The 15,267-nt window shown below is 45.1% G+C and carries 13 protein-coding genes; 10 read left to right on the forward strand and 3 right to left on the reverse strand.

Translation table 11 applies throughout. The features are described 5' to 3' along the window. Window positions 1-3 precede the first annotated feature (3 nt). The 3 genes from J2Z65_RS11400 to J2Z65_RS11410 form a co-directional block, all read right to left on the reverse strand. Window positions 4-459, reverse strand: a complete 456-nt coding sequence (locus J2Z65_RS11400; protein WP_240159998.1) for a CBS domain-containing protein — start codon at window positions 457-459, stop codon at window positions 4-6. A gap of 126 nt (window positions 460-585) precedes the next feature. Beyond that, window positions 586-1,332, reverse strand: a complete 747-nt coding sequence (locus J2Z65_RS11405) for an SDR family NAD(P)-dependent oxidoreductase (RefSeq protein ID WP_167066429.1) — start codon at window positions 1,330-1,332, stop codon at window positions 586-588. A gap of 36 nt (window positions 1,333-1,368) precedes the next feature. Continuing rightward, window positions 1,369-2,121, reverse strand: a complete 753-nt coding sequence (locus J2Z65_RS11410) for an SDR family NAD(P)-dependent oxidoreductase (protein WP_193581113.1) — start codon at window positions 2,119-2,121, stop codon at window positions 1,369-1,371. A gap of 144 nt (window positions 2,122-2,265) precedes the next feature. On the opposite strand from J2Z65_RS11410, the gene J2Z65_RS11415 reads away from it, so the two are divergent. The 10 genes from J2Z65_RS11415 (at window position 2,266) to J2Z65_RS11460 (ending at window position 15,220) form a co-directional block, all read left to right on the forward strand. Then, window positions 2,266-3,177 (forward strand): LysR family transcriptional regulator, encoded by a 912-nt coding sequence (locus J2Z65_RS11415; protein ID WP_167066426.1) that lies wholly within the window; start codon window positions 2,266-2,268, stop codon window positions 3,175-3,177. 1,172 nt (window positions 3,178-4,349) lie between these two features. Further along, the gene (locus tag J2Z65_RS11420; RefSeq protein ID WP_167066423.1) at window positions 4,350-4,796 is read left to right on the forward strand and encodes a hypothetical protein; all 447 of its coding nucleotides are present in this window, start codon (window positions 4,350-4,352) and stop codon (window positions 4,794-4,796) included. A 140-nt stretch (window positions 4,797-4,936) separates the two neighbouring features. After that, window positions 4,937-5,713: a DeoR/GlpR family DNA-binding transcription regulator gene (locus J2Z65_RS11425; protein WP_167066420.1), complete on the forward strand. Its 777-nt coding sequence runs from the start codon at window positions 4,937-4,939 to the stop codon at window positions 5,711-5,713. A 154-nt stretch (window positions 5,714-5,867) separates the two neighbouring features. Further along, window positions 5,868-6,680: a phosphonoacetaldehyde hydrolase gene (gene phnX / locus J2Z65_RS11430; protein ID WP_167066417.1), complete on the forward strand. Its 813-nt coding sequence runs from the start codon at window positions 5,868-5,870 to the stop codon at window positions 6,678-6,680. Further along, the gene (locus J2Z65_RS11435) at window positions 6,677-7,816 is read left to right on the forward strand and encodes a phosphonoacetaldehyde reductase (RefSeq protein ID WP_167066414.1); all 1,140 of its coding nucleotides are present in this window, start codon (window positions 6,677-6,679) and stop codon (window positions 7,814-7,816) included. Before phnX ends, J2Z65_RS11435 begins: the two co-directional genes overlap by 4 nt. Before the next feature lie 48 nt (window positions 7,817-7,864). Next, window positions 7,865-8,926 (forward strand): phosphate/phosphite/phosphonate ABC transporter substrate-binding protein, encoded by a 1,062-nt coding sequence (locus tag J2Z65_RS11440; RefSeq protein WP_167066411.1) that lies wholly within the window; start codon window positions 7,865-7,867, stop codon window positions 8,924-8,926. A 39-nt stretch (window positions 8,927-8,965) separates the two neighbouring features. Continuing rightward, window positions 8,966-9,754 (forward strand): phosphonate ABC transporter ATP-binding protein, encoded by a 789-nt coding sequence (gene phnC, locus J2Z65_RS11445; protein WP_167066408.1) that lies wholly within the window; start codon window positions 8,966-8,968, stop codon window positions 9,752-9,754. Then, window positions 9,744-10,529, forward strand: a complete 786-nt coding sequence (locus tag J2Z65_RS11450) for a PhnE/PtxC family ABC transporter permease (RefSeq protein ID WP_167066405.1) — start codon at window positions 9,744-9,746, stop codon at window positions 10,527-10,529. The genes phnC and J2Z65_RS11450 overlap by 11 nt, the downstream gene beginning before the upstream one ends. 55 nt (window positions 10,530-10,584) lie before the next feature. Next, window positions 10,585-11,400 (forward strand): PhnE/PtxC family ABC transporter permease, encoded by an 816-nt coding sequence (locus J2Z65_RS11455; RefSeq protein ID WP_167066613.1) that lies wholly within the window; start codon window positions 10,585-10,587, stop codon window positions 11,398-11,400. A gap of 145 nt (window positions 11,401-11,545) precedes the next feature. After that, the gene (locus J2Z65_RS11460; RefSeq protein WP_167066402.1) at window positions 11,546-15,220 is read left to right on the forward strand and encodes an NPCBM/NEW2 domain-containing protein; all 3,675 of its coding nucleotides are present in this window, start codon (window positions 11,546-11,548) and stop codon (window positions 15,218-15,220) included. Window positions 15,221-15,267: the final 47 nt, after the last annotated feature.

Genomic DNA, 15,267 nt, shown 5'->3' on the forward strand with positions numbered 1-15,267 from the left:
GAGTCAAGCAAGTTTTTCTGAATAGATATGACGTATCAAATCACTCCGGCTAATGATACCTACAAGGACACCATTGCGTTCAACAGGCACTTCCTTAATCCGCTTCCGCCCCAAGATCGTCGAAATTTCCTCTATGTCGGTATCCCACTGAACTTTAATGATGTTTCGCTTGGAAATTTCCATTATGTTTTCCTGCCTTAAGCTATCACAACGAAATCCAAAAGGTTCTAATTCTTCGAAAATATGTGTCGAAAAAAATCCAGTGTCAATCACGTTAAGATTATGTTTTCCAACTATCTTTAGGATATCCCCGTCACGTATAAAACCGACAATTTCATTGTGATCGTTTACTACTGGCATTCCACTAATACCATATTTGATCAATTTATCAATGGCGTCTCCGACAGAATCACTTTCCTTAGCCTTATAGACAGGATGAGTCATGATTGTAAATGCCAATGTTTTTATTTTCGCTTTCCCCCTTAAGATTTTCCACAAAAACTATAAAACGAGGCGGCCGAACAACCGATCGGCCGTCTCGTTTGGCTTCAACTAAATTTAAAATCATAGTATGGGTTAAATAAATTATTGAGCTGTGTATCCGCCGTCCACCATAAGATTCGTACCGACAACGAAAGAGGCATCATCACTCGCCAAGAAAAGCATGGCATTCGCAATTTCTTCTGCGCGGCCAAGACGGCCGATGGGGTGAAGCGCGACCAGATGGTTTCTCGTCGCTTCATCAGCACCGTTTAAAATAGGGGTGTCGATAAAACCAGGGCATATGGCGTTGATACGAATGCCATGCTTGGCATAAGAAACGCCAAGCGATCGAGTGAAGTTAGCTACACCGCCTTTTGCAGCATTGTAGGATGCCAGATTCATCATCCCTACATGACCCATAATCGAGGCTGTGTTGATAATTGCGCCGCCGGTGCCCTGTTGCATCATTTGCGCAATGGCATGTTTATTGCATAAGAATACGCCGGTTAAATTAATATCAATCATCTGCTGCCAGCGGTCGAGGGTGACGTCTTCAATCGGTTTGGCGGAGTGACCAATTCCAGCATTAGCGATCATGATGTCTAATTTTCCAAAATGCTGAACGGTAGCCGCGATCAAAGATTGAATATCTTCTTCCTTTGAAACGTTTGTTTTTACGAAAATGACTTCCCCGCCAACGTTTGACAATTCTTTGACTGTTTCTTCGGCTTGATCAGAAATATCACTGATGACGACTTTCGCACCTTGCTCTACGAAAAGGCGAGCCGCAGCCTTCCCTATTCCTGATGCACCGCCTGTAATAACAGCTACTTTACCGGATAGTTTCATCGTTTGTGCTCCTTTATATATAAGTTATGATGGATATTATCTAGCTGAAGCTCCGCCATCGATGATCATTTCAGTGCCTGTGATGAATGTAGATTCGTCGGATGCCAGGAAAACGACCAAATTTGCTATATCGTCAGGCGTACCGCAACGCTTGAGGGGGATGCCACTTGCTAATTGCTCCGCAGAGACATTTAAGCCTGACGCAACAGCATCGCCCATGGTTGTCTGGATAACACCGGGATGGATGGAGTTGACACGAATTTGATCCGCCGCAACTTCCATGGCCATATCCTTGGTCATAATTCGAACAGCCCCTTTACTTGCACCATACAGCGTATGGTTTGCGCTACCTGTAATACCAGCAATCGAAGATGCGTTAATGATCGATCCACTGCGGTTTGAGCGCATTTCAGGTACAACGTGTTTCATACCAAGGAATACTCCAACTACGTTAATACCTAACACGCGATTCCATTCATCAACTGTATAGTCAGTCACTGGCTTGGTGCTATAGATGCCTGCATTATTGAAAAGAACATCAACCCGTCCGAATTTCTCTTTAGCCGTACTAACAACGTGAGCCCAGTCCGTTTCTTGCTGTACATCGTGTTTTACGAAAATCACGTTGCTGTTGATGACTTTAAGTTCTTCACATGTTTGATTGCCAGCTTGCTCATTTATATCAGTGAAAACGACATTGGCGCCTTCCTCTAGAAACTTTTGAACAGTTGCTTTACCAATTCCGTTAGCTCCGCCTGTCACTATTGCTGTTTTTCCTTGTAATCTCATGATGTCTAGTCTCCCTCTAAATAGAATCGAGATGTTATATGTTTCTTTGATCGGTTTCATTATACTGCGTTAAAATATTTAAATAAAATTAATATAATTTAGTATAATATTAAATATTCTAATGGAAGCGAGAGGGGGATGATTATGAATATTGATCAGTTGAATTATGTTATTGAAGTCGCCAAAACAAAGTCTCTCTCAGCTGCTTCCCATAATTTACACGTTACGCAGTCGGCTATCAGCCAATCCATCGCCAATCTTGAGGCCGAATTGGGCATCCAGTTATTTAATCGTTCCCGTTCAGGGGCAATACCTACTCAAGAGGGGCAGAGTGTGATTCGAAAGGCGCTTGAAGTGGTCAGCAAGGTACAAGAGATGAAAGATGAGGCTTTACACTGGTCGGAAACTCATCAGGCAGAATTACGAGTTGCAGCATTACCGCATACTATGAGTTCACTTATTAGGACTGTATCCAGCTTCAAAAATGATTACCCGAATGTTACGATTCGAATAATTGAAAGTGGCTCCGAAGAGATTATAGAGGCTATTCGAAAAAATAAAGTAGACATCGGTCTAATAGGAATTAGTAAAGAGGCTAATAATAAGGAGACGGGTTTGGCTTTTGAAGCACTCTGGGAAGGGAAATTCGTTCTTGGTGTCGGAAGAAACTGTGCTTTGTCTTCTAGGAATAGCGTTACTCCAGTAGAAATGCAGCGACATTCATTTGCCCTTTATGACGAAGAGCACATTGTAGAGTTTGTTAACAAGTTTATAGCAGATTACGGGCCGCTCCACATCTTATTTACGAGCAATAATCCGCATGCGGTTGCGACTGCTCTGAGGGAAAATCTAGCAGTTACCATCGGGTATGATTTTTCATTTATTGATAGCCCTTATATAATGAGCCGTGAGTTGGTTTTGCTTGAGATCGAACTAATGAAGCAAGAACCCATCTTATTAGGATGGGCTTACTCTGAGACCAATAAAGGCTCGCGAATTTCTAAAGTGTTTATTCAACGATTTCTCAATGAGTTTCAAATTAGAAACATTAAATAGTAAATCTCTTTTAAAAACCGCGCGCTGCGCGGTTTTTTGTTTTCTAATAAGAAATTCTATTTATGAGAGGGAACTACAGGGCGCTATTTTGAAAAAAGATCCCTTCGCGTGGGTGAGAGGGAACTAGGAGCCGCTATTTCGCCATTTTGACAAAAATTTGTACAATGGAGGTTGAATAAGAGACTGCAGTTCCCCTACAATCTACGAAATTCGGTTATTTGCTTAAATAGGGGACTGTAGTTCCCTCCCATTGTAAGGGGGCATCCCTGTTTGGGATAAGCGTTGTTCAAAACACTTTTCTGAGCTTGATTGGATGCAGCAAATTCCTTGATCTCCAGGGTAACATTGGGAAACCGTTTTTTGAATGCAGCTCTCTCCCAACCTTTCAAATACAGACGTATGGAATTGATGATGCTATAATTGAAATTACTCAATCTGAAAGATCACTCGAAAGGGGGAGTTGCAAGATGAAATATCTCGTAAAGCATGACATGACCAATAACATTATTGTGTTTGACTTGAAAGCATACTTGCTTATTAATGACGACATTTAATATGAAAGATATATCTATAATAATTGGATTCCATCGCAAGCACCAGCGCGTTCCAACAATACAGCAAGTTGAAGCTGCCTATCTGCAAGCAAAGAGTGGCCAGATGGATGGAGCGGTGCTACTGGCGGATTGGAAAAGGCACTGCTTCTATGTGAGGAACGATAATGAACGGGAAGTTATGACAATGATTTTCACTTATTGTTCTGAGTTAATACATTAAATCTTCGGAGGTGTCTATTCTGCAACAATTTTTATGCGGTCAATGCGCTCAATCTAATAATTTAAGTCTTGAAATGCGAATTGCTTTAGCAATCTCATTAAAGAGGGGTTATCAATACACTTGCAGTGAATGTTCTCAAGGCTACTTATTATCACGATATAGTGCCAGAGTCGAAGATGGTGATAAGAATGAGGTAGTCGACGATATGAATGCTCCTCTTTCCTCACCGGCAATCGATATAAATAGGAATGAAAATAAAGTAGTCGCAAATAACGTAGAACAACTTGATCTCTTTCTACTTTAATTATCGTGATACAGCAAATAACCGCCGCTGCTAATAATAAACAGCGGCGGTTATTTATTAGGTAAATCGGCTTTAATCGATGGAGGGAAACCATATGAGTGAAAACGAAAATGTTGAAATTCTTCTATTAACAAATGCGATATTAAAAGATAATCAACTTTCACTTAAAGCCAAGGGACTCTATTTCAATATAATTTTCTTAAACGAAGAACAGGATCTAACCATGGGCATGTTTAAGAAAATGAGTCAAATCGATAGTGATCGTTCTATAAAGATGGGCCTCACCGAGCTTGAAAAGGGCGGTTATATTATACGAAAAACGCTTCAAAATGGAGAAGCTTGTTGGGACTTAAATCGTACAATGAATATGAAAAACAAAAAGGAAGCAGCCGTGAAAACCGTAGAAGAAAAGAAAAAAAATCAAATGAATAAGCCGATAAGAAAAAAGGTGCAGCCAAAGAAGAGTACGCGAACACAGAAAACAACAAAAAAAACCGGTTTAAATCGTGCTTTGAGCGATTTCTTTAAGGAATTCTTTTGATATATACATTGGGGAAATGCTTCCCTCGCGAACATGAGTGATGCCCTGGATCAGATGTTACATTTACTGGACCATACATTTTTGGTACGATAAATAAAAAAAGCAAATTCACGCATAAACACATTGAGGAGAGATAAGCAATGCTTGCACCGGAGAGGCATCGATTAATATTATTGGAACTGGAATCAAAAGGGCAAGCCACGGTAGTGGAATTGAAATCACTGCTGCAAGTTTCCCTCGATACGGTTCGCAGGGATCTTGAACGGTTGGAGCAAGAAGGCAAGCTTCAGCGCGTACATGGCGGTGCCGTCTCCAAAAGGGAAGAGATCGCGACGAATCAGGCATTCTTTAAGCGTAAAATTACGCTGAACGATAGAAAGCAGGAATTAGCCACATACGCCGTCGATCTCGTAAAAGAGTATCAAGCCGTCTCCCTGAATGCCGGCACAACGAACATCGAGCTTGCCAAACGGCTTGCCGCTCGCTTTGAGAAACTGACAGTGATCACAAATTCCCTTCGCGTTGCAGATATTTTGGCCCAGAAAAAAGGCTTCACCGTTATCATACCCGGAGGTTATCTGAATCATGAGGAGTTCTCTTTGTACGGGCGATCGATAGAGGAAGAAATTATGAATTTCAATGCTGACTTTGCATTCATCAGTATCAATGCGATTTCCCTTGATAAGGGGCTGACTGATTTCCGTCAGGGAGAGGCGGAGGTCATTAATGCGATGCTGAAGAGCGCCAAGCGGAAAGTTGTGGTTGCGGATTCGAGCAAATTCGAAACGGTATCCTATCTGAACATTTGCGGATTGGATCAAATTGATATGATAGTAACGGATTCCTTCATGGATAAAGAGCTACAGGAAACCTATCAAAAACGCAATATATCCATCATAAACGCAAACTCATTGTAGCTTGCGTTTTTATTATGTTTTCTTAGTGTAAAAAACAGCAATAAAAAGCATATGTTTGTTAAAAATGCGTAAAATATTGCAAAATGTATTGCGTCATTGCGTTATTTCCGTCTATAATCAAACTATCAAAACCAACAAGAATTGAGGAAGCAAGATGACGCAAAAAGAACGCATCAAAGCAGTAATTTTCGATTGGGCAGGTACTGTCATTGACTATGGTTGCTTCGCGCCCATGCACGCATTCATTCAAACTTTTGAAGAAGCGGGAGTGCCGATTACGATTCGGGAAGCAAGAATTCCAATGGGCCTTCTGAAGTGGGATCATATTCAAGCCATTTTGCAGATGGGAAGAGTAAAGGCGGAGTGGGTTGCCAAGTTCGGCAAGGAACCCGTTAGTGAGGATGTTGATCGTCTTTATGTTCGATTCGAAGCCATTTTGATGGAGTCGTTGAAAATGTATACGGACCCGATTCCGGGCGCCTTGGAAACGGTTAGCCAACTTCGCGATGCGAAGATTGCCGTCGGATCAACAACCGGGTACACATCAGGCATGATGGAGGTCATTGTCCCGGAAGCAAAGCAGAAGGGATATTCCCCGGACTTCATGATCGCCTCTGATGAGGCAAAGGCCGGTCGGCCTTATCCATATATGATCTTCCAAAACTTAACCGAGCTGGGCATCTACCCCCCGAGAGCAGTCGTCAAGGTGGGAGACACAGTTTCCGACATACATGAAGGCAGAAATGCAGGGGTATGGACGGTGGCCGTCATCCTGGGAAGCAGTGAACTTGGACTAACGCAGGCTGAAGTTGAAAGCATGCCTCCGGATGAACTGACTGAACGAATGAATCAAACGAGACGAACGTTTGAGCAAGCAGGAGCAGACTATATTATCGGCTCCATCAATCAGCTTCCGGCCGTCATTGAAGAGCTTGAACGCAGCGGACTGGAGAGGGGATTACGATGAATCACTTTTATAATCCGGTAGCTGTGTCCTTCGGGGCGGCATCGGCGGAAGCATTCGCCGATATGTTACAAAACCGTTATGCACTCGTAGAGCGGGTATTGGTTCTAACGAGGGGAGGAGACGTTGAGAAGAGCGATAGTTTAAAGTCTGTCATGCACATGCTTTCCAAGAAAGAAACCTTATTAAAGGAAGTAACGCTGTATAATCCCAATTGCGCAGATATTTTGAAGTTGAAACAAGATATTGAGCCTTTTGGCTATGAGCTTATTGTGGCCATTGGCGGAGGCAGCGTGATGGATGCGGCCAAAGTGTTGTCGGCCTTGCAGCGTAAGCAGGTTCAGACCGTGGCCCAAGTTCGGGAGGCGATCACAAGTGAGTGGTATCGCGGCGAATCGCATTTTACTCCTTGGATCGGGATACCGACAACATCGGGAACGGGCTCTGAGGTCACATGCTGGGCTACCATATGGGACGAGGAGTGCGGCAGCAAATACTCGGTTTCCGACGTGAGGCTGTACGCGAGTGAGGCATTGATCCTTCCGGAGTTGACTGTAACAATGCCGATGCGTCTAAGCGTTGCGACTGCACTGGATGCCATGTGCCATGCAACAGAGGCGTATTGGTCGGTTCATACCAACACGATTACCCGCGTTTATGCTCTGCAAGCGATCAAACGCATTCGGCGTACGCTTCCTCTACTCATTGAGCAGCCGGACGATCTGGCATTGAGAGAGCAGCTATCAACGGCTAGTGTGCTGGCTGGCCTGGCCTTTAGCAATACGAGAACTACAGCCTGTCATTCGATATCTTATCCGCTCACGATGCTTTACGGCATAGATCATGGCATTGCCGCCAGTCTCACATTAGCTGCGGTGATGAGACATAACCTTGCCGCATTGATTGATCCGGAAAAATTACTTCATGCATTTGGTGCTGCGGACGTAGATGGAGTGGACCATTTCATTCAAAGTATTTATAACCAATACGGGCTGCCTGGCCGACTTGGTCACTATGGAGCTACCGTAGAAGGCATCCGCCATGTTGTGTCTCTCTCGTACACGAAGGGGAGAATGGACAATAATCCCGTTAACTTATCCTCTGAAGAACTTGAGCGTATGCTGGTTTCATTACTCTAGTGCAGAACGATCGTACTTTTAATCATTATTTTTGGGAGGAATTATCAAATGAAAAAGAAGATGTTAACGCTAATGCTTTCTGTGTCTCTTGTTGCAGTCACAGCAGGCTGCGGTACCAAAGCTGGCGAGGCACAGAATGGATCGGCAGCTGTAAAGACCAAAGATACCATTACGATAGCTTGGTACCCGAATGAATCCGGCGCTGAAATGAAAAGTGCCCGCGAGGAAATTGGAAAAGTCGTTGCGGCCGCAACCGGGAAAAAAGTGGAGCACAAGACGACAACGGACTACACGATCGCTATCGAAGCTATTGCCAGCGGAAGCGCAGATATCGCCTATATGGGGGCGCAAGGCTATGTGGAAGCGAATGCAAAGAATAAGAAGGTCCAACCGTTGGTCATTCCAAGCGGCGAGTCGGGGACGCTGGAAGATGCTGTGTACTACAGCTGGTTAAGCGTGCGCAAGGGTGAGGAAGAAGCTTATAGAAACGGCAGCGGTTATTCCATAGACAATATTGCCGGTAAAAAGTTCTCGTTCGTGTCCAACTCCTCTACTTCCGGATTTAAAGTTCCGTCTGCCGGCATTCTTAACTATTTTAGCAAAAAAGACAAGTACAAGAATTTAACCGTCGATGATTTGATTCTAGGCGGCAAGGATAAGTTCTTTGGCGAAGTGCTTTTCGGAGGAACGCACCAAGGTTCCGCTGTCAATTTGCTGAACGGTAAGGCAGATGTTGCCGCTTTCTGCGATACTTGCGTTGCCAACTATATCGAGCTGGACTCAGGGAACGCCAACACAGCTGGTGCGGTTTACAAAATTAAGCAAGGTGCAACCGAACCGTTCAATACGATGGTTGGCAAAGAATTTGCGCTCATTTCCGTTACGCCGGTGCTGAATCAGCCGTTTGTTATTAACACAGGCACGATCAGCGAGGATGATAAGAAGAAATTACAGGACTCTTTTACATCCGATTCCGTAACGAAAAATGCTCAAATCATCCTGCCTAAGGATTCAAAGGAAGTCGGCATGTTCAAGCAGAAGAGCGGTAAAGAAAAATTTCTGACTGTCGATGACGGATTTTTCAATCCGGTGAGGATGCTGTCCAATTAAATGTTAGGCTGATAGGCCAAACCGATCGAGGGAGCAACTATGACAACATTATTGGAATTTAAGCAAGTATCGAAGCAGTATGGCAGTGATACGAAGGCTTTAACAGATGTGAACTTCGCTGTGAAAGAAGGAGAGTTTGTGTCGATTATCGGCCCGTCCGGGGCCGGTAAGTCGACGCTGCTCCGATGTATTAACCGTATGATTGATGCAAGCAACGGTGAGATCATTTTTAATGGCGCTAGCATTCTTGGCATAAAGAAGCGTGAGTTAAAACGGTTGCGAACGCAAATGGGCATGGTATTCCAGCATTATAATCTAGTGAACCGATTGTCTGTGATCGAAAATGTACTGCACGGGCGGCTTGGCTACAAGTCCACGCTGGAGGGGGTCCTTGGGCTTTACTCCAAAGAGGAGAAGAACCAAGCGTACGCGATTCTGAAAACGCTCGGACTCGAAGGGCAGGTCTATAAGCGCTGTGATCAATTGAGCGGTGGTCAAAAACAGAGGGTCGGGATTGCCCGGGCTCTCGTGCAGAATCCGAAAGTGCTGCTCTGCGATGAGCCGATCGCTTCCCTAGATCCGAATGCATCGAAGGTCATTATGGACCTTCTGCGCAATATTTCTACCAATATGGGCATTACCGTTATTGTAAACCTGCATCAAGTGGATACAGCACTCAAATATTCTGACCGGATTCTTGGTGTGAACAAGGGAACGATTGTATATAACGGTACGCCAGCGGGGATAGACAACGAGCAGTTATCCAAAATTTACGGCGCGGAGTGGAGTGAGCTTCAGGAAGAACTGGAGGTCAGTCATGCTAGATAATTTCTTTGCCAAAAAGCGATTGAACACACTGCTGTATTGTTCATTATTGCTCCTACTGACGATCATTGCTATTGTGATCACGAACTATAACGTCATCAAAGGCTTCACCTCTATTCCTAAAGCCGCAGAATGGGTGTTCAATAATTTTTATCCGGACCAAAAGGCATTGAAACGGCTTCCGGTTATTATTAGCGGCCTTACAGAGACGGTGCTTGTCTCGATTGCGGCGACGACAGTTGCTGCCGTGTTTGCCTTGATGTTTGCGATGGCAGGTTCCCATTCAACCGGCAAAGGCGGCGTGTTCAGTATGGTGAGCCAGTCGATTGCAACGATCTTTCGAAACATTGATGTCTCCGCTTGGTCGATGATTTTACTGATTTCTTTCGGACAAAATGTGTTGACGGGATATTTCGCGCTGTTCTTCGGTTCCTTTGGTTTTTTGACCCGCGCTTTCATCGAGTCGATTGACGAAGTGAGCAGCAGCTCTGTAGAAGCTTTAAGATCAACGGGAGCAGGTTATTTTGCCATCGTTTTTCAATCTGTCATTCCGTCCTGTATTCCTCAGTTGATCAGTTGGATTTTATTCATGATGGAAACGAATATTCGTCAGGCCACATTAATTGGCATTCTGACCGGCACCGGTATTGGTTTTCTGTTCAGCTTGTATTACAAAAGCCTGAATTACAGTGCTGCATCTTTGATCGTTCTTGTTCTTGTCATGACCATTTTTGTTATTGAGACGATTTCTAACTATGTCAGGAAGGTGATTTTGTAACATGGGACTACAGAATACCTGGTTAGATGCCTCAAACAAAGACACCCGTAAGGAAATGATCATCGATGAGATCAGTGTGAAAAAACCGTTCAATAAACAAGCCATGGTAATCCGGCTCACTCTGGCCTCATTGGTGGCATTGACGCTATATGCTTTCGTGACGTTTGATTATAAGGATATTCAGTTTTTCGATGCCGCTTTAGAGACAGCACGTACAGTGAAAACTATGTTCTTTCAACCTCTCTTCAAGCATATTACTTTCCTCGAGGCGGTTAAACATTTGACCATTACGCTGGGACTTGCCTTTCTAACGACGCTATTCGGCGCAGTACTCGCCTTGATTCTGGGCTTATTGGCTGCGAATAATCTGTCCAACCCTAAACTTGCTATCGTCGTTAAAGCCGTAGTTGCTTTTATTAGAGCGGTTCCAACCGTTTTGTGGGTATTGATTTTTGCTGTTGCAGCGGGGCTTGGCAGTGTTGCCGCCGTCATCGGTATGACGTTTCATTCTGTCAGCTATCTGGTGAAAGCGTACTCGGAATCCTTCGAGGAGTTGGACAAAGGGGTCATTGAATCATTAAAAGCCAGCGGTGCCAATTGGGTTCAAATTGTGTTTCAAGCTGTCCTGCCTTCGTCTGTCACTTCTTTGATCTCCTGGACATTTATGCGTTTTGAAATTAACTTCGCTGTTGCTTTGGCTATGGGAGCTGCAGCTGGAGCGGGAGGAATCGGCTACGATATGTTTATGGCCAGCTCCTATTATTATGATGTGAGGGAAATCGGAGCGATTACGTATCTGATTCTTGCTTTTGCCATCGTTCTTGAGTTCATTGCCGGCTGGATCAAGAAGAAGTTACGAGTTCAAGCGTAAGTAACTTGTCGTGTAGAAAAGTACAATTTGAATGTAGATATGCATCATAGAGACAGGCAACGGTAAAGTCATTTTTTGCAAAATCCGCTCACGTCAGTGAGCTTGATGATAAATTCAATTATGAACTGAGCCGAGGAGGATATTCATGTTGCCGTTTAAACGTATGATGAGGTGCAGCATAACCGCAGTTTTGGTCTTCGCATTCATGCTATCCGCAGTAGGGACTGTATCTGCCGAGAATGTTGCAGCAGAGCGCGAAAGTTTGACGTTTCAGTTAGGTAACTACGGCATTATGGACAAGCCGGTAGAGAGCATTCCAACGACAGCGGAAGTGTGGGTTAAGCTGCAGCCCAATGTAAATACGCGTCAGATTATTGTCGGCAATTATAAAGACGGTAAGCAAAACAGTTGGTCGTTGGAGCTAACCGCTGACAATCGACTTCGTTACTGGGAAGAGTATTATGATGCGCAAGGTGTTAAAAAAGGAATTAGCAACTTATATGTGACAGGCGTTGACGTGGCAACCAATGAGTGGATGCTGCTCTCCGTTGTACGTGATGTAGCGAATCAGCAGATTATATTTTATAAGAACGGTACGAAAGTGTTTGAGAAAACCGGTTATACGGCTATTGCGCCGAGCAACACGATTTCGACTTTACCCATGTATGTAGGTACGGATTACAGAAAAAGTATGTGGCTGAATGGGGAAGTTTCCGAAATTCGTTTATGGAACCAAATGCGCACACCCGAACAGATTAGTCAATATGTTACGACAGAACTGACTGGAAGTGAAGCCGGATTGGCGCATGCTTGGCGATTAAGCGATGCAGCAGGCACCTCACCAACTGCAACATTCAGCGATTTAGTCAGTACGAATCCGATCAAGATCACCACGGAGGGCTTTCCAACAAGTCCTGTCATTACTGATCCTACAGACCCAACAGATCATAAAAAGAGAGTGCTCATTCTTGGGTTGGACGGTACACGTCCGGATGCTTTGCAGGAAGCAAATACACCAAATCTGGATCAATTAATGCATGACGGCGCTTCTTATTTTACAGCGTGGGCAAATGCGAGCGATACATGGAGCGGTACGGGATGGTCATCCATACTTACCGGGGTATGGAAAGCCAAGCATGGCGTTACCAATAACTCCTTTACCGGCAGTAATTTTGCGGCTTATCCCAATTTATTTAAGCGCGCCAAGCAAGTGAAGCCTAATTTATATATTTCATCCATTGTGCAATGGGCGCCGATCAATACCAACATAATCGATGGAATCAACATGGAGTTTAGAGGCGAAACCGATGAAATTGTGACAGCCAAAGCTGTGCAGCATCTGCAGTTCGACAATCCAGATTTGACTTTTGTCCACTTTGATGAAATTGATGCGGCCGGGCACTCCACTGGCTTTACCCCTCAGAACGCCAATTATATGGCTGCTATTCAGAAGGCAGATGCCGAAATCGGAAGAATCATGAATGCGATTAAGGCGCGAAGCACCTACTCGCTAGAAGATTGGTTAATTATTGTTACCACCGATCATGGCGGGGTAGCCGGAGGCGGAAACGGCGGTTCGCATGGCGGTACTTCCGAAACAGAGCGGAAAGTGTTTATGATTGTAAGCGGTCCTTCTGCAGCTAAAGGCATGATTAATCCACCTTCAACACCATACCCGAGTAACACGACGACACCGAACACTTTGACAGGCATTATTCAACCGGATGTCGGGGTAACCGCTTTAACTCACCTCGGGATTCCGATTAATCCCGCTTGGAATCTCGATGGACGTGCAGTCGGATTAGCCAGCAGTCCGCCGTTGATTCGAGGGATCAAAGTGAACGGCACAAATCTAAGCAGCTTCTCCTCGGAAGTTACAAACTATAACATGAATGTTGTGAAAGCTATTGGCTCGGTTGAGCCGGTAATCGATGTGGACAAGGTTTCTGATGATGTTGTCATTGATATCACGACAGATAACAGCAATCCGAATATCAAGAAAGTAAAAGCAACTTCAGCGGATGGCCAGACCAGTAAAGAATATAGTCTCAACCTTACACAAACGGACCAATATGTCAGTGATTTGGAGGGGGTTAGCGCTTCAACAGGTTATGGCAAAGTGATGAAAGATGTCACTGATCAGGGCAATCCGATCAAACTGAAAGGCGTAAGCGGAACCGTTACATTGGACAAGGGACTTGGTGTTTATGCCAACTCATCCGTCGTATACGATTTGAGAGGCAAGAAATACGACAGATTCACAGCTACGGTCGGTATTGACCAAAACACATCTTGGACAGGGTCCTCCGTTGAATTCCAAGTATGGGTTGACGATGTGCAAGTTTACGCCAGCGGTAACATGACGCCGGCTACTATTGCCAAACAAGTGGATGTTGATGTGCGCAACAAGAAAAAGATTGAGTTAAGAGTTACGGATGGCGCGGAGTGTCCGTGTTCAAACGCAGAAGATCATGCGGCTTGGGGAGATGCGAAGTTCACGATTCCGAGCACAGATTACGGTACACCGAGCATGACGGATACATATGCAGACAGCATGGACTGGTCGACCGGGACTTCAGGATGGTTCTCCGTACAAAGAAACAGAAGCGTCGAAATGAACCCATTAACCTTACGAGCGGATGAGAGCACAGGGAAGACTGTTTATACAAGAGGACTGGGGACGCACGCGAATTCTTCTGTTGTATATAATTTGGCAGGGAAGAATTTCAAGAAATTCTCGGCAGTTGTAGGCACAGATCAAGAAGTGGGGACAAACGGGTCCGTTCAATTTCTAGTATTGGTAGATGGTGTTCAAAAATATGCAAGTGGCGCCATAACAGGCAGCACGGTTGCACAAGCGGTGTATGTTGACGTCGAAGGTGCAAGCACAATTGAACTGAAAGTGACGGATAACGGAAATGGAAATTCATCTGACCATGCGGATTGGGCTGATGCCAAATTCAGCAGCCTGGAAACGGCATACTCGGTTACGATCGATAACGGCATAACGGGCGGAACTGTAGCGGTGGATGCTGTAAACCCTGTGCCTGGTCAACAAGTGAATGTGACGGTAACTCCGGCAAGCGGCAAACGTCTTAAAGCAGGATCGCTGAAGTATACAGCGGGATCGATGGAAACGGTTATAAATGGCACGAGCTTTACGATGCCGGCAAGCGATGTGGTCGTAACGGCACAGTTCGAAGAAGCAGCGGAGTCAACACCGACGACAACGATTACAGGACCGAACGCTGTACTGGCGGGGCAAGATTTTGTCGTGAAGGTCGGCCTCTCTAGTGTAATGCAAGCGGTATACGCCCAAGATATAACGCTGGCGTTCGATCCTTCAGCGATGACATTCGTCTCCGCGAAGGAAGCGCGTGGCGGTATCAGCGTCGTTGCCCAAAAGGTTCAGAACGAATCCGGCAAACTGCGGCTTATCTTAGTAAGTCAAGGTGCAGGCAACGCGATTACAGGCAGCGCGGATGTGCTGGAGCTGAGTTTTAAAGCTAATGCGGTTACACAACCTGCGGCAGGCAGCATTGCCATCATAAGCGCTTCGCTCGGCGGCGCAAGTGGTCAAGAGGTAAACGCGACGGCCTCATCGATGAGCGTCTCGGTTACGACATTGCCTCCAGGCATTCCTGGCGATATCAACGGCGATAAGAAGGTGTCGATTGGCGACTTGGCTGTCATTGCGGCGAATTACGGCAAGAATGCCAGCAGCCCGGATTGGCTCAGCATTAAGCTTGCGGATGTGGATGGCGATAACGAAATCGATCTTGATGATCTCGTACTCGTAGCCAGCCGGATTCTCGAATAAGAATTAACATTATAGCGGCATTCGGGCAGTGGCAACACGTCCGGGTG

Source organism: Paenibacillus aceris (assembly GCF_017874035.1).
Classification (GTDB): domain Bacteria; phylum Bacillota; class Bacilli; order Paenibacillales; family NBRC-103111; genus Paenibacillus_E; species Paenibacillus_E aceris.

What these genes read in the sequence shown, in the direction of transcription:
- J2Z65_RS11405 (WP_167066429.1), bottom strand. Translation starts at nt 1,332, where the DNA reads ATGAAACTATCCGGTAAAGTAGCTGTTATTACAGGCGGTGCATCAGGA.
- J2Z65_RS11410 (WP_193581113.1), bottom strand. Translation starts at nt 2,121, where the DNA reads ATGAGATTACAAGGAAAAACAGCAATAGTGACAGGCGGAGCTAACGGA.
- J2Z65_RS11415 (WP_167066426.1), top strand. Translation starts at nt 2,266, where the DNA reads ATGAATATTGATCAGTTGAATTATGTTATTGAAGTCGCCAAAACAAAG.
- J2Z65_RS11420 (WP_167066423.1), top strand. Translation starts at nt 4,350, where the DNA reads ATGAGTGAAAACGAAAATGTTGAAATTCTTCTATTAACAAATGCGATA.
- J2Z65_RS11425 (WP_167066420.1), top strand. Translation starts at nt 4,937, where the DNA reads ATGCTTGCACCGGAGAGGCATCGATTAATATTATTGGAACTGGAATCA.
- phnX (WP_167066417.1), top strand. Translation starts at nt 5,868, where the DNA reads ATGACGCAAAAAGAACGCATCAAAGCAGTAATTTTCGATTGGGCAGGT.
- J2Z65_RS11435 (WP_167066414.1), top strand. Translation starts at nt 6,677, where the DNA reads ATGAATCACTTTTATAATCCGGTAGCTGTGTCCTTCGGGGCGGCATCG.
- J2Z65_RS11440 (WP_167066411.1), top strand. Translation starts at nt 7,865, where the DNA reads ATGAAAAAGAAGATGTTAACGCTAATGCTTTCTGTGTCTCTTGTTGCA.
- phnC (WP_167066408.1), top strand. Translation starts at nt 8,966, where the DNA reads ATGACAACATTATTGGAATTTAAGCAAGTATCGAAGCAGTATGGCAGT.
- J2Z65_RS11450 (WP_167066405.1), top strand. Translation starts at nt 9,744, where the DNA reads ATGCTAGATAATTTCTTTGCCAAAAAGCGATTGAACACACTGCTGTAT.
- J2Z65_RS11455 (WP_167066613.1), top strand. Translation starts at nt 10,585, where the DNA reads ATGATCATCGATGAGATCAGTGTGAAAAAACCGTTCAATAAACAAGCC.
- J2Z65_RS11460 (WP_167066402.1), top strand. Translation starts at nt 11,546, where the DNA reads ATGTTGCCGTTTAAACGTATGATGAGGTGCAGCATAACCGCAGTTTTG.